Annotated in this window: 25 protein-coding genes; 12 read left to right on the top strand and 13 right to left on the bottom strand. The window is 66.9% G+C overall.

What is annotated here, in order from left to right; all coding sequences use genetic code 11:
• Positions 1-24 precede the first annotated feature (24 nt).
• Positions 25-612 carry a GNAT family N-acetyltransferase gene (locus BLV60_RS30865; RefSeq protein ID WP_093059126.1) on the top strand — a complete coding sequence of 196 codons (588 nt, stop codon included), beginning with the start codon at positions 25-27 and terminating at the stop codon, positions 610-612.
• Positions 613-614: 2 nt separating this feature from the next.
• Here the strand turns inward: BLV60_RS30865 and BLV60_RS30860 are convergent, their stop codons facing one another.
• Both BLV60_RS30860 and BLV60_RS30855 read right to left on the bottom strand, forming a co-directional pair.
• On the bottom strand, positions 615-1,511 hold the full coding sequence (locus BLV60_RS30860; protein ID WP_093059125.1) for an SDR family NAD(P)-dependent oxidoreductase: 897 nt from the start codon (positions 1,509-1,511) through the stop codon (positions 615-617).
• 55 nt (positions 1,512-1,566) lie between these two features.
• Positions 1,567-2,442, bottom strand: coding sequence for a helix-turn-helix transcriptional regulator (locus BLV60_RS30855; RefSeq protein ID WP_093059124.1), 876 nt, complete (start codon positions 2,440-2,442; stop codon positions 1,567-1,569).
• Between the two features lie 83 nt (positions 2,443-2,525).
• On the opposite strand from BLV60_RS30855, the gene BLV60_RS30850 reads away from it, so the two are divergent.
• Complete coding sequence (locus BLV60_RS30850; RefSeq protein ID WP_093059123.1) at positions 2,526-3,182, top strand: glutathione S-transferase; 657 nt, start codon at positions 2,526-2,528, stop codon at positions 3,180-3,182.
• Here the strand turns inward: BLV60_RS30850 and BLV60_RS30845 are convergent, their stop codons facing one another.
• The gene (locus BLV60_RS30845) at positions 3,183-4,085 is read right to left on the bottom strand and encodes a LysR family transcriptional regulator (RefSeq protein WP_093059122.1); all 903 of its coding nucleotides are present in this window, start codon (positions 4,083-4,085) and stop codon (positions 3,183-3,185) included.
• A gap of 134 nt (positions 4,086-4,219) precedes the next feature.
• Here BLV60_RS30845 and BLV60_RS30840 point away from each other — a divergent pair, with 134 nt between their 5' ends.
• Positions 4,220-5,563: an MFS transporter gene (locus BLV60_RS30840; RefSeq protein WP_093059121.1), complete on the top strand. Its 1,344-nt coding sequence runs from the start codon at positions 4,220-4,222 to the stop codon at positions 5,561-5,563.
• 40 nt (positions 5,564-5,603) lie between these two features.
• Positions 5,604-6,710 (top strand): M14 family metallopeptidase, encoded by a 1,107-nt coding sequence (locus BLV60_RS30835; RefSeq protein WP_093059120.1) that lies wholly within the window; start codon positions 5,604-5,606, stop codon positions 6,708-6,710.
• 5 nt (positions 6,711-6,715) lie between these two features.
• Here BLV60_RS30835 and BLV60_RS30830 read toward each other — a convergent pair whose 3' ends face one another.
• The 3 genes from BLV60_RS30830 to BLV60_RS30820 form a co-directional block, all read right to left on the bottom strand.
• Positions 6,716-7,513 (bottom strand): enoyl-CoA hydratase/isomerase family protein, encoded by a 798-nt coding sequence (locus BLV60_RS30830; RefSeq protein ID WP_093059119.1) that lies wholly within the window; start codon positions 7,511-7,513, stop codon positions 6,716-6,718.
• Between the two features lie 33 nt (positions 7,514-7,546).
• Positions 7,547-7,906, bottom strand: coding sequence for a hypothetical protein (locus BLV60_RS30825; protein ID WP_256329652.1), 360 nt, complete (start codon positions 7,904-7,906; stop codon positions 7,547-7,549).
• Positions 7,907-8,032: 126 nt separating this feature from the next.
• Entirely contained in the window at positions 8,033-8,305 is a 273-nt protein-coding gene (locus BLV60_RS30820; RefSeq protein WP_093059117.1) for a DUF2164 domain-containing protein, read from the bottom strand.
• Between the two features lie 104 nt (positions 8,306-8,409).
• Between BLV60_RS30820 and BLV60_RS30815 the strand changes: the two genes are divergently transcribed.
• From BLV60_RS30815 to BLV60_RS30805, 3 genes are all read left to right on the top strand, one after another.
• Positions 8,410-9,606: a YncE family protein gene (locus BLV60_RS30815; RefSeq protein ID WP_093059116.1), complete on the top strand. Its 1,197-nt coding sequence runs from the start codon at positions 8,410-8,412 to the stop codon at positions 9,604-9,606.
• A gap of 89 nt (positions 9,607-9,695) precedes the next feature.
• A complete protein-coding gene (locus BLV60_RS30810; protein WP_093059115.1) occupies positions 9,696-11,171 on the top strand; it encodes a PPC domain-containing protein in 1,476 nt (491 codons plus the stop codon).
• A 27-nt stretch (positions 11,172-11,198) separates the two neighbouring features.
• Positions 11,199-11,411, top strand: a complete 213-nt coding sequence (locus BLV60_RS30805) for a hypothetical protein (RefSeq protein ID WP_093059114.1) — start codon at positions 11,199-11,201, stop codon at positions 11,409-11,411.
• A gap of 35 nt (positions 11,412-11,446) precedes the next feature.
• On the opposite strand, the gene BLV60_RS30800 is transcribed toward BLV60_RS30805, so the two are convergent.
• The 3 genes from BLV60_RS30800 to BLV60_RS30790 form a co-directional block, all read right to left on the bottom strand.
• Positions 11,447-12,355 carry a DUF808 domain-containing protein gene (locus BLV60_RS30800; RefSeq protein ID WP_093059113.1) on the bottom strand — a complete coding sequence of 303 codons (909 nt, stop codon included), beginning with the start codon at positions 12,353-12,355 and terminating at the stop codon, positions 11,447-11,449.
• 75 nt (positions 12,356-12,430) lie between these two features.
• On the bottom strand, positions 12,431-13,114 hold the full coding sequence (locus BLV60_RS30795) for a PepSY-associated TM helix domain-containing protein (protein WP_093059112.1): 684 nt from the start codon (positions 13,112-13,114) through the stop codon (positions 12,431-12,433).
• 1 nt (position 13,115) lies between these two features.
• Complete coding sequence (locus BLV60_RS30790; RefSeq protein ID WP_093059111.1) at positions 13,116-13,634, bottom strand: GNAT family N-acetyltransferase; 519 nt, start codon at positions 13,632-13,634, stop codon at positions 13,116-13,118.
• Positions 13,635-13,721: 87 nt separating this feature from the next.
• Between BLV60_RS30790 and BLV60_RS34510 the strand changes: the two genes are divergently transcribed.
• The 3 genes from BLV60_RS34510 to BLV60_RS30780 are packed head-to-tail and all read left to right on the top strand — an operon-like array spanning position 13,722 to position 14,463.
• Complete coding sequence (locus BLV60_RS34510) at positions 13,722-13,871, top strand: hypothetical protein (RefSeq protein WP_013542593.1); 150 nt, start codon at positions 13,722-13,724, stop codon at positions 13,869-13,871.
• Positions 13,868-14,179 (top strand): VF530 family protein, encoded by a 312-nt coding sequence (locus tag BLV60_RS30785; RefSeq protein ID WP_093059110.1) that lies wholly within the window; start codon positions 13,868-13,870, stop codon positions 14,177-14,179. The genes BLV60_RS34510 and BLV60_RS30785 overlap by 4 nt, the downstream gene beginning before the upstream one ends.
• Complete coding sequence (locus BLV60_RS30780) at positions 14,176-14,463, top strand: 2Fe-2S iron-sulfur cluster-binding protein (RefSeq protein WP_093059109.1); 288 nt, start codon at positions 14,176-14,178, stop codon at positions 14,461-14,463. The genes BLV60_RS30785 and BLV60_RS30780 overlap by 4 nt, the downstream gene beginning before the upstream one ends.
• Here the strand turns inward: BLV60_RS30780 and BLV60_RS30775 are convergent.
• The gene (locus tag BLV60_RS30775) at positions 14,460-15,740 is read right to left on the bottom strand and encodes an MFS transporter (RefSeq protein ID WP_256216870.1); all 1,281 of its coding nucleotides are present in this window, start codon (positions 15,738-15,740) and stop codon (positions 14,460-14,462) included. The genes BLV60_RS30780 and BLV60_RS30775 overlap by 4 nt on opposite strands.
• A 95-nt stretch (positions 15,741-15,835) precedes the next feature.
• Between BLV60_RS30775 and BLV60_RS30770 the strand changes: the two genes are divergently transcribed.
• Positions 15,836-16,498 carry an RluA family pseudouridine synthase gene (locus tag BLV60_RS30770; protein ID WP_093059107.1) on the top strand — a complete coding sequence of 221 codons (663 nt, stop codon included), beginning with the start codon at positions 15,836-15,838 and terminating at the stop codon, positions 16,496-16,498.
• Between the two features lie 8 nt (positions 16,499-16,506).
• Here BLV60_RS30770 and BLV60_RS30765 read toward each other — a convergent pair whose 3' ends face one another.
• The 3 genes from BLV60_RS30765 to BLV60_RS30755 form a co-directional block, all read right to left on the bottom strand.
• Positions 16,507-16,947, bottom strand: a complete 441-nt coding sequence (locus tag BLV60_RS30765; RefSeq protein ID WP_007833935.1) for a universal stress protein — start codon at positions 16,945-16,947, stop codon at positions 16,507-16,509.
• A gap of 128 nt (positions 16,948-17,075) precedes the next feature.
• A complete protein-coding gene (locus BLV60_RS30760) occupies positions 17,076-17,831 on the bottom strand; it encodes a 2OG-Fe dioxygenase family protein (RefSeq protein ID WP_093059106.1) in 756 nt (251 codons plus the stop codon).
• Entirely contained in the window at positions 17,828-18,112 is a 285-nt protein-coding gene (locus BLV60_RS30755) for a DUF427 domain-containing protein (RefSeq protein WP_093059105.1), read from the bottom strand. The genes BLV60_RS30760 and BLV60_RS30755 overlap by 4 nt, the downstream gene beginning before the upstream one ends.
• A gap of 105 nt (positions 18,113-18,217) precedes the next feature.
• Here BLV60_RS30755 and BLV60_RS34570 point away from each other — a divergent pair.
• Positions 18,218-18,401, top strand: a 184-nt coding sequence (locus tag BLV60_RS34570; protein ID WP_218132257.1) for a hypothetical protein, incomplete at its 3' end; no start/stop codon positions are given.

Here is an 18,401-nt window from a genome sequence, read left to right as displayed (position 1 = left end):
GACCGTTCGCCTACCATCCGGAAAATGACCTCCGAACCCCGCACGCCTTTGCAACTCGTCTGGCCTTCGCACGAACACCTCGCCGGCTACATCGCCGCGCTGGAACGCGGCTGGTCGCCCAACAACCTGCGGCCCGAAGCCGGCCAGGAAGAACTGGCGCAGATCCACGCCGACCCCGAACGCTTTCTGGCCAGCCTCGTCGACCCCGAAGCCAAGGGCCCGCCAGTCGCGCTGCCCGGCGGAGGCACCGTGCCCCGCCTGCCAGGCTACCGGCGCTGGATGTGGGACGGCGAGTTCTGCGGCAGCATTCAGCTACGCTGGCAGCCTGGCACCAACGCCCTGCCCATCTACTGCCTTGGCCACATCGGCTACGGCGTGGTCCCGTGGAAGGGCAACCGAGGCTACGCCAAGGCTGCGCTGCGCGCGCTGCTGCCCGAGGCGCGCACCAGGGGCCTCGATCACGTCGACATCACGACCAGCCCCGAAAACCTCGCCTCGCAGCAGGTGATCCGCGCCAACGGTGGCGTGCTGGTGGAAGAGTTCGTCAAGCTACCCGAGCTCGGCGGCACGCCTGAACTGCGCTTTCGCATCGACGTGCGGGAGCTCCGGTAGCGCTACATCTCGAAGGCCTCGACCTGCCTGCCGTCGATGTCGGTAAAGCCGTATTCGCGCGCCAGGTCGGCCACGCGCAGTACCTCGCCGCTCTTGTCCATCACCCGCGCATCGCCGGCCAGCGCCGCGATCGCCCGTCCCAGGTAGCGCGGCGACTCGGTGCGCGCCAGCGCGGGCCGCTCATGCCAGTGCGCCTCATCGGTCTTGTGGCCGGCCAGCACGAACTCCGTGCGCATCCAGCCGGGCGACACGGCAATGGAGGCGACGTTGTGCGACCGCAGGTCTTGCGCCATGCCGAATGCCAGCCGGGTCATCGAAGCCTTCGCCAGGTCGTAGAAGAGGCTGCCGCGCAGATAGTGGTCGCGGTCCCAGAAGGTGGTGGTGAGGATCAGCCCCTTTTTCTGTCGCACCATCAGCGGCGCGGCACAGCGGCTGGCCACGAGGTGGTTGCGCACGCCGCGGTCGAACATCGAATCCCAGTTCGACAGCGGGTGCTCCCAGAAAGGCGCGTCGAACACGCCATTGAAGGTCTCGTGGCCACCCCAGGCGTTGTTCACCAGCAGGTCGATGCGGCCTGCCTCGCGCTCCACGCGGGCGATGAGCGCCGCCACTTCTTCTTCGCGGGTGTGGTCGCACTGCACGGCGATGCCGTGTCCGCCCATGCGGGTGAGTTCGTCTGCGGTGTCGTCGATGCTGCCGGGCACGGCCTGCATATCAGACAGGGCCAGCAACTGGCCGTAGGTTTGCGCGGGCCGTTCGCGCGTGCTGCGCCCGGTGACGTACACCGTGGCTCCGGCGGCGCCCAGTTCCAGCGCGATGCCGCGCCCTGCTCCTCGACTCGCGCCAGTCACCACTGCCACGCAATCCTTCAACGGGCGACGGGTGTTTTCGTTCTGCATGTTCGGTTGCTCCTTCGATCTGCCTTGTGCAAGAGCGGACGAAGATAGTGCGCGCTCAACACGCCGTCTTGGAAGAACCCGAAACGGCGTGCCCCATGAACTCCGTCGGCGTAACGCCGCAGAGCGCGCGGAACTCGTTGACCAGGTGCGACTGGTCGTAGAAGCCGCTGTCGAGCGCTACGTCAGCCCACGCGGGCGACGACTGCAGCCGCAGCGCGCGCAGACAACCATGCATGCGCGCGAGCCGGCTCCAGGCGCGCGGCGAAAGGCCCACATGGGCATGAAAGAGCTGCTGCAGTCGCCGTTCGCCAACGCCGACGGTCGTTGCCACCTCGCGCAAGGAGCGACGCCCATCGGATGCGGCGATGAGCTGGGCGGCATGCATGGCAGCGGCTGTGTTGCCTGCAGCGGCGCTGCTGTCGCGAAGCCGGCGTTGCAGAACGGCGTGCAGCAGCGTCACTCGTGTCGCATCGTCCGGCGCCTCGGCCATGCGCCCCAGCAGCTCGGTGCCTTCGCCCTGCCACAGCGCATCGAGGTGCACGGCGCTGCCGCCGATCTCGCCCACTGGAAACCCCAGCAGCGCAGCGGCGGCACCAGGGCGCAGGGTGACGGAGAGCCCCTCCACCTTGCGCCGCATGCGCACCACCACAGGCGCGGCCGAAGCGCCAATGGCTTCCACCGCCAGCCCCTCGCCTTCACCGGCGGACGGTGCATCGCCGAGGTTGAACACCAGCCGCACCGCGCCGTCCGGCAGCACGCGTTCGCGCACCTCGTGCCCTTCGGCGAAGGTCTCGCTGTACAGCATGATGTGCGAGACGTGGCCGCGCAGCGCAGCCCCAACCGGGAACGCGCGCAACGTACCCGCAGGCACGCCAGATTCCGGCCCGTGCAAGGGGTCGTCGTCGAGGCGAAGGAAGAGGCGTTCGGCCATGGCAGTCCATTGTGATGAAAACCCCGCCCGGGTGCGAGCCAGCCGCGGTCGCCGAAAATCGACCGCTTCGCCCGCACACACGAATGCCCGCCACCGCCCTCCCCGTTCTCTATTCATTCCGCCGTTGCCCCTATGCGATGCGGGCCCGGCTCGCGCTGATTGCGAGCGGCCAGCGCTGCGAGCTGCGCGAGGTGGTGCTGAAGAACAAGCCGACCGAGATGCTCGCGGCCTCGCCCAAGGCCACGGTGCCCGTGCTGCTGACCGAAGACGGCACGGTGCTGGAGCAGAGCCTCGACGTGATGCTGTGGGCCCTGCGGCGCAACGATCCGCTGCGCTGGCTGCAGCCCGGAACCGGCACGCTGCAGGACATGCTCGCGCTGGTCGCCATCTGCGACGACGACTTCAAGCCTCAGCTCGACCGCTACAAGTACCCCGACCGGCATGCGGATGGCGGCGAACCCGCGCGCGAGCGCGGCGCCCTGTTCCTGCGCGACCTCGAAACCCGGCTGTCGACTTCGCCCCACCTGACTGGCGCACATGCCACGCTGGCCGATGCCGCCGTCATGCCCTTCGTGCGCCAGTTCGCAATGGTCGAGCCCGCGTGGTTCGATGCACAGCCCTGGCCCCGCCTGCAAGCGTGGCTGTCCGGCTGGACCGCCTCGGACCTGTTCGCACGCGCCATGCACAAGTACGCGCCCTGGAAGACCGGCGACGCCGGCGTCAGCTTTCCGCCGATTTAGCTAGCCGCCCATCGCCACCGCCGAGGCCCGCTGGATGCATTCGACGAAATGCTGCGCGGCCGGCGTCAGCAGTTGCCCACGGCGCTTGATGACGCTGACGCTCAGCATGGGCAGCTCTTCCTCGATCTCCACGCGCCGGATGCCGTGGCGCTTGAAGGTCAGCGTTGCCAGCGGCTCCACGAACAGGCCGACCAGGTCCATCTGCCCGACCAGCGCCAGCGCCACCGTGACCGATTGCCCCTGGATCACCCGCGCCGGCGGCGGCAGGCCCAGTGGCAGCAGCGGCGACACGGCCTCGCGGCCGCTGAAATGGTCGTCGCCCGGAAGAATCCACTCGGCCTTGTAGAGCTCGCGGATCGAGCGACTCGCGCGCAGCGGATGACGCTCGCGCAGACCCACCACCAGCCTCACCGGAAAGAGCTCCATCGCCTCGAACTGCGGATCGAGCCGGCCCGGCACCACATGCGCCACCGCAAAGTCGAGCGAGCCCTCTCGCAGGCGCCCCAGCATCCAGGGCAGCACCGTTTCGCTGAACTGCACGTCGACCGCCGGCAGACGCGCGTGAAAGTCCTTGAATGCAGCCGGCAGCACCGTGAGCGCGAACGAAGTGCTGACGGCCAGCGAGACCTTGCCCGTGAGCCCGTCGCGGATCTGCGCGATCTCGTCGCGTGCGCGCTGCATGTCGGCCAGCAGCAGCCGGGCACGTGGCGCAAAGGCCTTGCCGAACTCGGTGAGCCGCACGCCCTTGACGCTGCGCTCCACCAGCGGCGCCCCGACTTCGCGCTCCAGCTCGCGCACGATCTTCGTCACGGCCGGCTGGGAAATGCCCAGCACGCGGGCCGCGGCGCGAATGCTCATCTGCTCGACCACCGCCACGAAGGCGTGCAACTGATTGGGTTTCATGACAACCAAAAGTTATCTTTGACGCCCAATTATTGTCTTTTCATGACAGCAGCGAGTCTCTAGCATCCGGCGCGGTCAGTGCGTAGATACCTTCGACCGACATCCTCGAAAAGCAAAGCCAACACTGGAGAGCCATGAGCAACCCAAGCAAGCAGCCCGCGCCGTCCTCGTCCCCCGCTCGCCCCGCACGCCCCGCACGCAGGCGCCAGACCATCGTGGCCACCACCATCGGCAACGGGCTGGAGTTCTTCGACTTCACCGTCTACGGCTTTCTGGCGCTGGTGATCGGCAAGCTGTTCTTCCCGACCTTCAATTCGTACGGACAGCTGCTGCTGACGGTGGCGAGCTTCGGCGTGGGCTTCATCATGCGGCCGCTGGGCGGCATCGTGATCGGCGCGTATGCCGACCGCGCGGGCCGCAAGAAGGCCATGACGCTCACCATTTTCCTGATGGCGCTGGGCTGCGCGCTGATTGCCTTCACGCCCACGTACGCGGCCATCGGCGTGGCGGCGCCGGTCGTCATCGTGCTGGCGCGGCTCATCCAGGGCTTCTCGGCCGGCGGCGAAGTGGGTGCATCGACCACGCTGCTGGTCGAGCACGCCACGCCGTCCAACCGCGGCTACATGGCGAGCTGGCAGTTCGCGAGCCAGGGCCTGGGCGTGATGCTCGGCGCTGTCGTGGTGGGCCTGCTGACCTTCACACTGTCGACGGAATCGATGCAGAGCTGGGGCTGGCGCGTGCCCTTCATCATCGGCATGCTGATCGCGCCGGTGGGCATGTACATCCGCCGCCATCTCGAAGAGTCGCTGCACATCTCGCCGGAAGAAGCCGCCGCGCCGCGCGAGAGCAGCCTGAAGATCGTCTGCACGCAGCACGGCAAGACGGTGCTGGCCGCGATTCTTTCGCTGGTGGGCGGCACCACGGCTGCATATGTCGTCACGTTCTACATGCCGACGTACGCCGTGCGCGAGCTCGGCTTCACGCCGTCGGTGGCGCTGTTCGGCGCCGCGCTCACCGGGCTGATCTCGTTCGCCTTCGCGCCCTTCGTCGGCAAGCTGTCGGACGTGGTGGGCCGCAAGCCGCTCATCGTCTGGAGCCGCATCGCACTGGCGATCCTGATCTACCCGGGCTTCCTGTGGCTCAACGCCTCGCCCACGCCGACGGTGCTGTTCGTCGTGCTCGGCGTGTTCAGCTTCGGCCTGGTGGTGCAGACGGTGCCCGGCATCACGATGCTGCCGGAGATGTTTCCGAAGGCGGTGCGCGCCAGCGGCATGTCGCTGGTGTACAGCGTGGGCGTGGCTCTGTTCGGCGGCTTCGCGCCCTTCATCAGCACCTGGCTGCTCAACGCCACGGGCAGCAAGCTCGCGCCGGCCTGGTACCTTGTGGCGATGACGGTGGTTTCGCTGATCGGCCTGCTCTGGCTGCGCGACCATACGGGCCGCGACATCGATGCCGCGGGCGCCCACGCAACGGCCTGACGACTTTCCTCACCATTCCACGCACAGGAGTCCCCACCTCATGCCAACAACACAACGCTCCGCCGCCACGCGTTATTTCTCGGGCACGTATGCCGAAGCCCGCGCCAAGTTTCTCGAGGCCGCAGCGCAGCGCGGCGCGGCCGTCGAGTCGTTCGTGCTCGAAGCGCACCGCGGCGCGCTCGGCGAAGAGCTCGCCACCGACGTGGCGCTGATCGGCGCGATCGACGCGAAGAAGCTGCTGCTCGTGACCTCGGGCACGCACGGCCCTGAAGGCTTCTGCGGCTCGGGCACGCAGATCGCCACGCTCAACGATGCCGACCTGCTCTCACGGCTGGAGAAGGCCGGCGTCGCGCTGCTGCTGGTGCATGCGGTCAACCCGCACGGCTTTTCGCACCTGCACCGCACAAACGAAAACAACATCGACCTGAACCGCAACCACATCGACTTCAATGCGCCCCTGCCGGTGAACGCCGAGTACGCGGATGTCGAACCGCTGGTGCTGCCCGCGACCTGGCCACCGACACCCGCCGACGAAGCTGCCGTGGCCGCCTACGTCCAGCAGCACGGCATGACCGCCTTCCGCGCAGCCGTGACCAAGGGCCAGTACACCTCGCCCGACGGCCTGTTCTACGGCGGCATTGCGCCCTCGTGGAGCAACGGAACCATCCGCAAGATCCTGCGCAAGTACGCCGCATCGGCCACCCACATCGGCTGGATCGACGTGCACACCGGTCTCGGCCCCTACGGCCATGGCGAGAAGATCTACCCGGGCCGCAACACGCCCGAAGATCTCGCGCTGGCCCATGCATGGTGGGGCGCGGACGTGTTCGCGCCGTTCGCGGGCGACTCGGCCTCGGCCGACGTGTCGGGCCCGGTGATCTCGACCGCGTACGACGAATGCCCGAACGCGAAGATCGCGCCGATGGGCCTGGAGTTCGGCACGCTGCCCGACCTCGAAGTACTGACCCGCCTGCGCGCCGACACCTGGCTGCGCCGCCACCCCGAGGCACCGGAAGCGCAGAAGCGCGAGATCCGCGCAGAACTGCGCGACGCGTTCTACTGCGACAACGAGGAGTGGAAGGGAATGATCCTCGGGCAGACCCGCGTCGTGCTGCTGCAGACGCTGCAGGGCCTTCGCAAGGCCTGATCCGATCAGCTGAAGTTCGGCGCGCGCCGTTCGCGCAGCGAGGCAATGCCCTCGCGCACGTCGGCGCCTGCAAAGCCCATGAATTCGAGCGCCAGCGAGGCGTCGAAGGTCGGGCCGGCCTGGCGCAGCCAGTTGTTCAGCGCGTACTTGGTGAGGCGAATGGCGCTCTGGCTGCCGGCCGCGAGCCGGTCGGCCACCTCGTAGGCGCGCGGCAGCAGGTCGGCCTCTTCCACCGCGAGCGACACGAGGCCGATGCGCTCGGCCTCCTCGCCGCTCACCGGCTCGCACAGCAGCAGGTGGTACTTGGCCTTGGCCATGCCGCACAACAGCGGCCAGACAATGGCCGCGTGGTCGCCCGCAGCCACGCCCAGTCGCGTATGGCCGTCGACGATCTTCGCGTTCTTCGTGGCGATGGAGATGTCGGCCAGCAGCCCCGCCACCAGCCCCGCGCCCACGGCCGGGCCGTGCATGGCGCTGACGATGGGCTTGTCGCAGTTGATGATGTTGTAGACGAGGTCGCGCGCCTCGCGCCACACGCGCTGGCGCACTGCGTCGTCGGTGGTCATGTCCTGCACCATCGCGAGGTCGCCGCCGCCCGAGAAGCCCTGGCCTTCGCCCCGCAGCACGGCGCAGCGCACCGTGTCGTCGGCGGACACGTCGCGCCAGATTTCGGCGAGTTCGCGGTGGCCGTCATGGCCCGCCGTGGGCAGCTTGCCGTTGGCCGCCCGCATCTGGATGTCGAGCACCGCGCCATTCGCACCACGGCGCGCGATGGCGAGGGTCTGGTAGCGGGTGTAGTCCATGGCGGGTGTCTCTTTCTTTGGCTTGTCTGCCGTCTATTTTTTCGCGGCCACTTCGCGGCAGCGCTGCACGTTGGTGTCGAAACGCGAGGCCAGTCCGGGCTCGCACTCGTCGGACGGCGTGAGCTTGCACATGCCGACGACCACGTAGTCCATGACCGCCGACGTGCACATCGGGTAGGCCGCCAGATCGGGGTTGGCCTTGACCTTGAAGCCCCAGCGTTCTGAGAACTGCACCGTGCGGATCATCGCGCCATGGAAGAAGCTGCGGTCCTTGGCGGCGATGGCGGCTTCCATGCGGGGCAGTTCCTCGTTCAGATAGCCGACCGAATCCAGCGGGAAGCCGGACGGGTCCTGCTGCGCGGTGGCCATCGATGCGGCGACGACCAATGGCAAGGCAGCCAGGAGGCGCAGGACGGGAGAAAGCGAGGGGCGAAGGGGCGTGCGTGGAAGGTGCATGGCTTCGAATTTTGCAACGTTTTGAAGCACTTTTGAAATCGCCGCGGTGCGCCCGCGCCACACCTACTTGCCCTTCTTCTGCTTGTCGAACTTGCGCCAGTACTGGAATTCGTCCTCGTGCACTTCGAGATCGACCTCCGAAATGCGCGACTGCAGGCGTTCCTGCACCTCGGCCACGGCCTTGTTGTAGACCAGCGGGCCCACCTCTTCGAGGAAGAAACCGAGCAGCGCCCCCGCCGCGATGTTGCCGATCGGCTCTTCCATGTTCTCGCGGAAATAGCGTTCGATGGACGTGATGGCCTGCTGGCGCGCTTCCTTCGGTATCTCGATGGTCATGACGGGGTTTCAGGGGTTGGGTCGATCGATTGTGCCGGGCACGAGGCCTGGCGACGAAGCTGCCGCTACCATGCGCGCACACAACTACACCGGAGACACACACCATGCAGTTCCGCCCCGCCGCACTCGCGGCCCTGGCCCTGGCAGCCCTTGCCGCTCTCCCCGGCTGCACGAACCTGACCCCCACCGTGCCGCAGCGCCAGCTGATGCTGGTCGCCAATGACGAGAAGCAGTCGTGGAACGACGCCGGCGTCGTGAGCCTCGGCCCGATGGGGCGCGACACCGTGCAGGTGCTCGACATCGGCACCGACCCGCTGGCGCCCAAGGTCGTCGGCACGCTGCAGCTGGACAACACCATCGCCGGCCCGCCGACCAATCTCGCGATCACGCCCGGCGAAACGCTGGCGCTGGTCGCCAACTCGCTCAACGTGGTCGAGGAGAACGGCGCGCGCAAGCAAGTGGCCGACAACCGCCTCTTCGTGATCGACCTGACGACCACGCCGCCCAAGCTGCTCGACACCCTGCAGGTCGGCAAGCAGCCCTCGGGCCTGTCGATCAACCGCACGGGCGACCTCGCGCTGGTGGCCAACCGCGCCGACAACTCGGTGAGCGTGCTGCGCATCTCGGGCAAAAAGGTGACGCTGATCGACACCGTGGCCATGGGCGATTCGGTGGCGCACGTGCGCTTCACGCCCGACGGCAAGCGCGCATTGGCGGCCAAGTTTCCGAGCCACAAGATCGCTCTGCTCGACGTGAACGGAGAGAAGGTCAGCTACAACAAGGTCGACCTCGCGGCGGGCCTGTGGCCCTACAACGTCGACGTGACGCCCGACGGCAAGCTCGCGCTCACGGCCGACAACGGCAACTCGGGCGCGTCCGACGGCCAGGTCGACACCGTGAGCGTGATCGATCTCGAAGCCGCACCGCCACGCGTGGTCGACAAGGTGGTGGTCGGCGACGGCCCCGAGGGCCTGGCGGTGAGCCCGACCGGCAAGCATGCTGTGGCGGTGATCCTGCGCGGCAGCAATTCTTCGAAGAGCGCCTACTTCTACAACCGCAACGGCTCGGTGGTGCTGCTGAAGATCGACGGCAAGAAGGTCACGCGCGCCAACGAGGTGGTGGTGCGCGGCCTGCCTGAAGGCGCGGTGTGGAGCGCTGATGGCAAGTACCTGTACGTGGGCAACTTCATCGACCAGGATGTCACGATCCTGCGGCTCGATGGCGATACGCTGGTGCCGACGGGCAAGTCGCTCCCGCTGCAAGGGCATCCGGCTGCCATGCGAGGCGCCATGACGCACTGAAGAGGTAGGGACTGCCCCGCACAGATGAATCGGCTTTTCTTCGAGCCGTCAATCGAAGACTAAAAACGAAACTGAGGAAGAGGGAATTCATGTTGCTTGATTCATTGAAGCGTCTTTTGACAGCGTTCGGCAGCCTTTTACTTTTTGGCATTGCGGTTTCCGGTCACGCGGGGCCTCTCGGCAATCCGATCGTGGTCAACACCAATACAGCGGGCACGCAGGAACTCTCGGGCCAATTCGCGCTAACCGCAGGAGGAAATGGGGAAAAGCTGGTCATGTGGCGGGACTCGCCCACGAACATGACTTATGTTCAGCGGATCAACTCCTCGGGTGTGCTTTCTCCCATCAAATTTCCAGTCGCCAACGGGAACTGCATCTCGACAGATCGCATTGGAAATTTCGCGATCATCGGCAGCCTTGCGGCGATCACTCTCTACGACCGAAACGGGAACATCAGGACGAATGCGTTCCGCCCAAATCCAGGCGCTGAAGGTGGCTGCGTCAGCCTTGATACGGATGGCAATCTCTCGGCCTTCTACTCTGTCTATTCCGGTGGCAACCGCTCGCTTGCGCTGAGGCGGTTCACCGTCGCCGGAGTGGCGCTGGGCAACGAGATCCAGATTACCCCTCCGTCTACAGCCGTCGTGGTTGCCAACAGCATCGCCTCCGACGCGTCAGGAAACATCACTGTTGCCTGGACGATCAACAACCCCACGACCGCCGGCGATGTATGGATGCAGCGCTTCAACAGCGCCGGGGTTCCGCTCATCGGAGCAACACCAGTGGTCACGGCGCCTTCCACCCAGGACGGCGCATCGCTTGCCGTCAGCCCGCTTGGCAACTTCCTGATTGCATGGAATTCGTACGAGACCAACAACCTCCAGAATGCGTACGTTCAACGGTTCAACTCGGCGGGAGCGGCAATCGGATCACCGATTCGGATCACGAAAACTGCGTCTTCGGTCTTCTCCCTGCTGAACGTGAGCATGATGGAAAACGGCAGCTTCTTCGCCGCCTGGAACATCGACAACCCGACGCCCGGGACATGGCCTCTCGTCGTGGCGCAGCAATTCGCCAGCGATGGTGCGCCCATCGGCAGCGAGTTCCAGGTCGATCTGCCAGGCGTCGCCGGTCGCTATGCCAATATCGCGAGCGATCTCGCCGGCAACTTCACCGTCGCCTGGAATGCCTACGACCCCGTGTCCGGCTTCGATGTGAAGATCCGTTCGTACAGGATCGATACGCAGCCCGCGATCACCACTCTCAATAGCGGCCAACCGGCACAAGGCCTGACCGGCGCCGCAGGAAGCTGGAAGTACTTCAAGGTCACGGTGCCCGCCGGCACCACTCAAATGAACGTCAGCATGGCTGGACCGGCCGGCGGCGACGGTGACATGTACATCCGCTTTGGCGGCCTGCCGAGCGCAACTGCCTGGGACATTCGTCCCTACGTCAATGGCAGCAACGAAGTGGCGAACATCAGCAACCCTCCACCTGGCGACTTCTACATCGCAATCTACGGGTACATCGCCTATTCGGGGGTCAGCCTGAACGTCAGCTATTGACGCTCCGCCCGGTACACTCCCGCTCCCATGACACGACCATCCCGCCCTCTCCGCACGCTCGAACGCGGCATCCTCTGCCTCGTGATCGGCGCCGCCGTTCTGCTGGGGCCGCGCTTTCTCCAGGGCACGCGCTGGTTCGAGATGGTTGCGGGCGCCTACCTGGTCGGCTGGTTCGCGCTGGTGCTGGGCGTGGCACTGATCGTGGTCGAGCTGGTGAAGCGCGGCAAGACGCGCCAATAAAAAAACCCGCCTTGCGGCGGGTTTCAGCAGCAGGCTCAGGCCTTCTTGCCGCGCAACTTTCCGACCAGTTCCACCACGACCAGCACGATGGCGCCGGCCACGATGCCCACGCCGGCATTCACGCCCATCGAGCCCAGCGTACCGAACACACCGCCGGTGGCCGCGGCCCAGCCCCCGACCGCATGCCCCAGCGCCGGCACGCCGTGCACCAGGATGCCGCCGCCCACGAGGAACATCGCGGCCGTGCCGGCCACCGACAGCGCCTTCATGAGCCATGGCGCCGTGGCCAGGATGCCGCGGCCCAGGGCCCGCGCGCCTGCGCTGGCGCGCTGGCTCAGGTAGAGGCCCGCGTCGTCGAGCTTCACGATGCCGGCCACGAGGCCGTACACGCCGATGGTCATGATCAGCGCGATGCCGACCAGCACGCTCAGCTGCGTCGTGAAAGGCTGGCCCTGCACGGTGCCCAGCGTGATGGCGATGATTTCGGCCGAGAGGATGAAGTCGGTGCGCACGGCGCCCTTGATCTTGTCCTTCTCCATGGCAACCACGTCGACCGATTCGTCGGCCACGGCCTTCTCGTGGCGCTCGGTGTCGGCGTCGTGCTCCTTCTTGTGCAGGAACTTGTGCGCGAGTTTCTCGGCGCCTTCGAAGCAGAGAAAAGCGCCGCCGACCATCAGCAGCGGCGTCACCAGCCAGGGCAGCCAGGTGCCGATGGCCAGCGCCGCTGGCACCAGGATGGCCTTGTTGACGAACGAGCCCTTGCATACGGCCCACACCACCGGGATCTCGCGATCGGCCTTGACGCCGGACACCTGCTGCGCATTGAGGGCAAGGTCGTCGCCCAGTACGCCGGCCGTCTTCTTGGCGGCCACTTTGGTGAGGATCGACACGTCGTCGAGAACGGTCGCGATGTCGTCGAGCAGCAGGAGCAGGCTGGTGGCCATGGGCAGGATTCGGGCTGAAAAAGAAGCGGCGAGCTTATCCGCAGCCGCCAACCGCCCTTGCAATAACCGTACGAATCACAGAGCGCTGAGCGCAATGGCCAGCACTGCGGCGAGCGATGCGCCGAACAGCGCCAGCCCCACGCGGCGGCGGCGGTGCGTGAGCATCCACAGCGCCATGCCCGACATCGACAGGAAAATCAGGCTGCCAGCCAGCGTGTCGACCAGCAGGATCCACGGCAGCGGCATGCCGCCGCCCTTGTGCATGCTGGTGAGCGTGGCGACAAAGCCGTTGTGCGTGGTGGTGACGCCGACCGAGCGGTTGCCCTGCCAGTACTCGACCTGCACGATCTCGTTGGGGCCGCCGAAGTTGAACACCCAGCGCGCGGGCTGCGTGAGCACGGGGGCGCTCTTGTCGCTCTTGTCGGCCCAGGCGACGGGCTTGGCGGGCTCGATGCGGCGGGAATTGGGCGGGCCGCTCATGCGCAGCGCACCCTCCAGCCACTGGCTCATGGCCTCGGGCGTTTCCGGCGCGGGGTCGGGCAGCACCAGCTGGGCGCGCGTGCGCTCCTGGGCCTGCGGCAGCTTCAGCACGTCGCGGTGGTTGAGCCAGATGCCGCTGAAACCGAACAGCAGCCCCAGCACCGCGCCCCAGAGGCCGAACCAGCCGTGGGTGCGGCGGATCCACTGCACGGCGGTCGTGCGGCGCTGGTGCGCGCGCACGCGCGCAGCGTGGCCGAGGGCGGTGCTGCCGGAGTCCATGTCAGGAAACGTCGCGCTTCAGGCGGATTTCCTCGACGCGCACGGTGCCGAAGGCGGTGGTCTTGGCGGTCTTCATCTCGCGCTTGAAACCCGCGAGTTCGTGGAAGCGCATGGCGCGGTCGTTGCGGATCGGCACCCAGATGGTGACCGTGGTGCAGCCCTCTTCTTCCAGGCCTTCGCGCGCGGCGTCCCAGAGGGCCACGCCCACGCCCTTGTCCCAGTGCTCGGGCTTGACGTAGATAGCCCAGATTTCGCCGGTGGTGGGCGGGGTCTTGGGGTCGCGCGAGCGGTCGAAGCCGACGAAGCCGACGATTTCGCTGCCCAGCACGGCCACACGCACCTGCGGCTCGCTGTATTCGATGGCTTCGCGCCACTTGGCTTCGCGGGTGGCCGGGGCCAGGGCGCGCAGCTCTTCCTCGGGAAGGATGCCTTCGTAGGCGGCCTTGGCGGCGAGAGAATGGATTTCGGCGACGGCCTTGGCGTCGCGCAGGGTGGCGGGGCGAACTTCGTAATCTGACATGAATGCGGGGAAATCAATGGAACCGCGTATTGTCGCCGCACCGCTAAACTGCTTGCCGCATCCGTCGTAACAACAGGAGAAATCGACATGGCCAAGAGTCAGCAACGCAGCACCAAGGAAGCGAAGAAACCGAAGAAGGACACCTCGCCGCCCAAGCCTGTGGGCACTGGCGGCATCGAGCCCGTTCGCACGATCACGACGGCGGTCATTCCCCGCGGCAAGCTCAAGAACAAGTGACGAACGACGCTCCAGCACCTGCCCCAGCGGCCCCCGCGGCCGCGAAGGCCCAGCCGCGCAACCCGCTGCATGGGGTCACGCTGGAGGCCATCGTCACCGCGCTGGTCGACTACTACGGGTGGGAGCACCTGAGCGAGCTCGTTCCCATCCGTTGCTTCACGCTCGACCCGAGCGTGAGCTCGAGCCTCAAGTTCCTGCGCAAGACGCCGTGGGCGCGCGAGAAGGTCGAGAGCCTCTACCTCTTCATGCTGCGCGAGCAACGCCGCGAACAGCAGCAACAACAGCAAAGCCAGCCGCCGCAGCCATGAAGGTCCGACTCGAGCCCTCGGGCCTCGACTTCGAGACCGATGCCGGCACCACGCTCCTGAAAGCCGCTGAGGCCGCCGGCATCGAACTGCCGAGCTCGTGCCGCAACGGCACCTGCCGCACCTGCATCTGCCAGCGGCTGTCCGGCGAAACCCGCCACATCATCGAATGGCCCGGCCTGAGCGCCGAGGAAAAAGCCGAAGGCTGGATCCTGCCCTGCGTGGCGCAGGCGCTGGGCGACATCACGCTCGACGCGCCCGGCGCGCGCGCCCTGTTCGCAGACTAGGACTTGACCAGCGGCCTGACCGAAGGCGCCGCCACCACCAGCCGGTCCCGCTGGGCCAGCGACGGGAAAAGCCTGAACCAGGTCAGCGCGACCAGCATCGTCCCCACGCCGCCCACCACCACCGAGCCGACCGGCCCCAGCAGCGCCGCCGTGGCGCCCGACTCGAACTCGCCGAGCTGGTTGCTCGCGCCGATGAAGATCGAATTGACCGCGCTCACCCGCCCGCGCATGGCATCGGGCGTTTCGAGCTGCACCAGCGTCTGGCGGATCACCACGTTGACCATGTCGGCGCCGCCCGAGACCGCCAGCGCGATCAGCGAGACGACGAAGCTCTTCGAAATGCCGAACACCACCATGCACAGCCCGAAGAGCCCGATGGCCAGCAGCAGCGTGCGCCCCACGCGGCGCTCGACCGGCCGGCGCGTGAGCAGGATCGACATCACCAGCGCTCCCACCGCCGGCGCGCCGCGCAGCAGGCCGAGCCCCCAGGGCCCTGTGTGCAGGATGTCCTTGGCATAGATCGGCAGCAGCGCCACCGCGCCGCCCAGCAGCACCGCGAACAGATCGAGCGAGACCGCGCCGAGCACGGGCTTGCGCTTCCAGATGAAATCGACGCCCGCGAACACGGTGGCCAGCGTCACCGGCTCGCGCGCGGCCGGCGTGTAGGCATAGCGAAGCCGCAGCACCAGCGCGCAGGCGACGACAAAGAAGGCCACGCTGGCGCCGTAGACCACCGCCATGCCCGCCACGAACAGCAGCCCGCCGAGGGCCGGCCCGCCGATGATCGCCCCCTGCATGCCCGCCGAGCTGAAGGCCATCGCGCGCGACAGCATGGTGGGCGGCACCAGCAGCGGCGTCAGCGCCTGCTGCGCCGGCATCTGGAAGGCCCGCACGGCGCCCAGCACCAGGGACAGGCCCAGCAGCAGGCCGCGCGAATCATGCTTTTCCAGCACCGCCAGCAGCAGCACGAGCGCCACCAGCCCCTGTACCGCGAAACAGGCCGCCACGATGCGCCCGCGGTGGTGGCGGTCGACGACGTGGCCAGCCAGCAGCGCCAGCAGCAGCGCGGGCACGAACTGGTAGAGGCCGACGAGGCCCAGGTCCCAGGCACTGCTGGTGAGCTCGTACATGTGCCAGCCGATGGCTACCAGCAGCATCTGCGAGGCGGCGGTGCCGAACAGGCGCGCCGTCCACATCTGCATGAACGGGCGTTCGCGCGTCAGGTCGGAAAAGCTGGGGGGAGAAGAGGAAACGGAGGCTGGGGCGGGGCCGGACATCCGCTCAAGGATAGCCGAGGCCGGATGAGCGGGGCATGAGGGGCCGGGAACGCGGGAACGGGCCGCCATCGTGCTCTCTACACTCTGCGGCATCCATGACGACCGCGCCGCCGCTCCTGCAACCCGTTCACGAAGACCCGCACCTGCTGGTGCTCGGCAAGCCCGCCGGCCTGCTCTGCGTGCCCGGCCGTGGCGAGGACAAGCAGGATTGCCTGAGCGCACGCGCCATGCGGCAGTGGCCCGACGCGCTGATCGTGCACCGGCTCGACATGGCAACCAGCGGGCTGGTGGTGATGGCACGCGGCATCGAAATGCAGCGTGCGCTGAGCGCGGCCTTTGCCGAGCGCCGGGTGCACAAGCGCTATGAAGCCATCGTCGATGGCGCGATGCCGCTGCTGGAAGACTGGTCGCTGATCGACGCACCGCTGATGGCCGACTGGCCGCGCAGGCCGCTGCAGAAGACCGACCCGGCGGGCAAGCCCAGCGTCACGCGATGGAAGGCGATTTCATTGCTGCCTGGCGAGCCTGCCGCGACCCATGTGCTGCTGGAGCCGCTGACGGGCCGTTCGCATCAGCTGCGCGTGCACCTGCTGTCGATCGGGCACCCGATTCTTGGCGATGCGCTGTACGGTGATGCCGCCTTGCAGGCACGTGCGCCGCGGCTGCTGTTGCATGCGAGCGAGCTGGGGTTCGTGCACCCGGTGACGCGGCAGGAGCTTTACTTCAAACGGTCGCCCGATTTCGTCGTCGTTTCCTGACCAATCAGTCAGCCTCCCTTGACGACCAGCACCGGCATGTTGGCGTCCTGCAGCACGCGCTGCGTCACGCTGCCTAGCAGCAGTTTTTCGATACCGCTGCGGCCGTGCGAGCCCATCACGATCAGGTCGGCCGCGATGGCGATGGCCGTATCGACGATGCCTTCGTGCACCACGTGGCCGTCGATCACGCGCTGGTCGCTGTGCAGGCCTTCGGCCGCCAGGGCAGCCACGCCGCGTGCGAGCGCCGCGTTGGCGCTGGCCGTGGCTGCTGCGAGGTATTCGTTCTGGCCGAGCGCATAGTCCGCGCCCACGCCGATGAAGGGGTAGTTGTCGATCACGTGAATGAGCGTGATGCGGCTACCGAAAGCCAGCGCGAGGCCGCTGGCCTTGCTGACGGCGAGCATGGAAGTTTCGGAGCCGTCGATCGGAACCAGGATGTGATTGAACATGGCGGGACCTCGCTTTCGTTCGCAGACAGACACGGCCCACATGGAGCCGGGCCCCCAATTTAACCGCTGTTCCGCGGGCGGACTGTAGGACTCGTGCCAGCGACGGCGCACTGCACCGCCGCGCGGCTTCAGTCCCCCTGGAAACCCTTGGCGCGGCAGGTGATCACGAGCGTGTCGCGCCAGCCTTCGCCGCCCTCTTCCAGCGGCTGGATCGGCGTCGATTCGTGGATCACGCGCGCATCGTCGAGCACCAGCAGGGTCCAAGGCTCGGTCATGGTGAAGCGCTCGCCGCGGCGGCCGTTGGCTTCGAACACACGCGTCTCGCCACCCTTGATACCGTGCCGGCCGACCAGTGCCACGGCCACGAGATCCACACCATCGCGGTGCGCGCCCTCGGGCGTAGGTCGGCCGATGCCGCCGGCGGTGTCGATGCGGAACTGGTGCGCTTCCACGTACCAGCGCTGCGGCGCACCACGCATGTCGCTGCTGGCCTTGCCGAGCTGCTGCAGCAGCCGCTGCCACACGGGTTGCGCCACGGTGGCCTCGAGCATAGGCGCGAACCAGCGCTGCATGCCCCCGTGCAGGGCGTTGTATTCGACCGGCTGCCAGTGCGCGCGATGCGGCACCTGTGCCAGCGTGGCATGGTCGTCGGCTTCGACGGTGAAGCAGGCATGGCGCCGCGTGCGGTAGCGGCCGCCGTCCTTCAGGTATTCGTCGGGCGGGAGATCGTTCCAGTCCGCGTGCAGTGCATTCAACTGCGCGAGCGGAACGCCGAGCCATTCGCCGACGCCCTGCGGGCTGAGCACCGCATAGCCTTGATCGCGCAATGCGGCAGGCAGCTCGGCGGGGGCGATGAACGGGGGAGTGAAAGCGGCCGTGGTCACTGCGCGCTGACCTTCACGTCCTTCCAGAACGCGACGCGGTCGCGGATCTCTTCGGCTTCGGGCTTCGGGTCGGCGTAGTACCAGGCGGCGTCGGTGTTGAGTTCGCCGTTGACCAGCAGCGAGTAGTAGCTTGCGGTGCCCTTCCAGGGGCAGGTGGTCTTGTGGTTGCTGAAGGTGACTGCGTCGCGATTGAGCGAACTCATCGGGAAATAGTGGTTGCCTTCGACGAGCACGGTGTCGTCGCTTTCGGCGATGGTGACGCCGTTCCAGGTTGCTTTCATGGTCTTGGTCTCCAGGGGGAGGGTTGCGGGCGCTGGCCGTTGCGCTGCCGCACGGGGCTTGGGTATTGTGCCGTTGCTTGGCTTGCCCGCTTTCTTCGGGGCGATATGGGCACTATTGCTTTGTTTGTTTTCTGGGGCCGGGTCTCGGCCCGGCGGCCGACTCACTTTCTTTTGCTTCGCCAAAAGAAAGTAAGGGCGATTTCAAATCCCAAGTGCAACGATGGGTTGAATGTCGACATTCTGGTTGAAGCAGTCCTCGAAGAGGACTTGAGCCGGTGTGCGGAAGCCC

It is taken from the genome of Variovorax sp. YR634 (genome assembly GCF_900106655.1).
In the GTDB taxonomy this organism is placed as follows: Bacteria; Pseudomonadota; Gammaproteobacteria; order Burkholderiales; family Burkholderiaceae_C; genus Variovorax.
This window is presented reverse-complemented; position numbering and strand designations above follow the sequence as displayed.

Bases quoted from the DNA above. Each gene is read 5' to 3' on its own strand.
- BLV60_RS30775 (WP_256216870.1), bottom strand. From the start codon at position 15,740: ATGTCCGGCCCCGCCCCAGCCTCCGTTTCCTCTTCTCCCCCCAGCTTT.
- BLV60_RS34510 (WP_013542593.1), top strand. From the start codon at position 13,722: ATGGCCAAGAGTCAGCAACGCAGCACCAAGGAAGCGAAGAAACCGAAG.
- BLV60_RS30830 (WP_093059119.1), bottom strand. From the start codon at position 7,513: ATGGACTACACCCGCTACCAGACCCTCGCCATCGCGCGCCGTGGTGCG.
- BLV60_RS30855 (WP_093059124.1), bottom strand. From the start codon at position 2,442: ATGGCCGAACGCCTCTTCCTTCGCCTCGACGACGACCCCTTGCACGGG.
- BLV60_RS30860 (WP_093059125.1), bottom strand. From the start codon at position 1,511: ATGCAGAACGAAAACACCCGTCGCCCGTTGAAGGATTGCGTGGCAGTG.
- BLV60_RS30805 (WP_093059114.1), top strand. From the start codon at position 11,199: ATGACACGACCATCCCGCCCTCTCCGCACGCTCGAACGCGGCATCCTC.
- BLV60_RS30865 (WP_093059126.1), top strand. From the start codon at position 25: ATGACCTCCGAACCCCGCACGCCTTTGCAACTCGTCTGGCCTTCGCAC.
- BLV60_RS30850 (WP_093059123.1), top strand. From the start codon at position 2,526: ATGCCCGCCACCGCCCTCCCCGTTCTCTATTCATTCCGCCGTTGCCCC.
- BLV60_RS30845 (WP_093059122.1), bottom strand. From the start codon at position 4,085: ATGAAACCCAATCAGTTGCACGCCTTCGTGGCGGTGGTCGAGCAGATG.
- BLV60_RS30810 (WP_093059115.1), top strand. From the start codon at position 9,696: ATGTTGCTTGATTCATTGAAGCGTCTTTTGACAGCGTTCGGCAGCCTT.
- BLV60_RS30835 (WP_093059120.1), top strand. From the start codon at position 5,604: ATGCCAACAACACAACGCTCCGCCGCCACGCGTTATTTCTCGGGCACG.
- BLV60_RS30780 (WP_093059109.1), top strand. From the start codon at position 14,176: ATGAAGGTCCGACTCGAGCCCTCGGGCCTCGACTTCGAGACCGATGCC.
- BLV60_RS30800 (WP_093059113.1), bottom strand. From the start codon at position 12,355: ATGGCCACCAGCCTGCTCCTGCTGCTCGACGACATCGCGACCGTTCTC.
- BLV60_RS30795 (WP_093059112.1), bottom strand. From the start codon at position 13,114: ATGGACTCCGGCAGCACCGCCCTCGGCCACGCTGCGCGCGTGCGCGCG.
- BLV60_RS30820 (WP_093059117.1), bottom strand. From the start codon at position 8,305: ATGACCATCGAGATACCGAAGGAAGCGCGCCAGCAGGCCATCACGTCC.
- BLV60_RS30755 (WP_093059105.1), bottom strand. From the start codon at position 18,112: ATGAAAGCAACCTGGAACGGCGTCACCATCGCCGAAAGCGACGACACC.
- BLV60_RS30840 (WP_093059121.1), top strand. From the start codon at position 4,220: ATGAGCAACCCAAGCAAGCAGCCCGCGCCGTCCTCGTCCCCCGCTCGC.
- BLV60_RS30765 (WP_007833935.1), bottom strand. From the start codon at position 16,947: ATGTTCAATCACATCCTGGTTCCGATCGACGGCTCCGAAACTTCCATG.
- BLV60_RS30770 (WP_093059107.1), top strand. From the start codon at position 15,836: ATGACGACCGCGCCGCCGCTCCTGCAACCCGTTCACGAAGACCCGCAC.
- BLV60_RS30790 (WP_093059111.1), bottom strand. From the start codon at position 13,634: ATGTCAGATTACGAAGTTCGCCCCGCCACCCTGCGCGACGCCAAGGCC.
- BLV60_RS30815 (WP_093059116.1), top strand. From the start codon at position 8,410: ATGCAGTTCCGCCCCGCCGCACTCGCGGCCCTGGCCCTGGCAGCCCTT.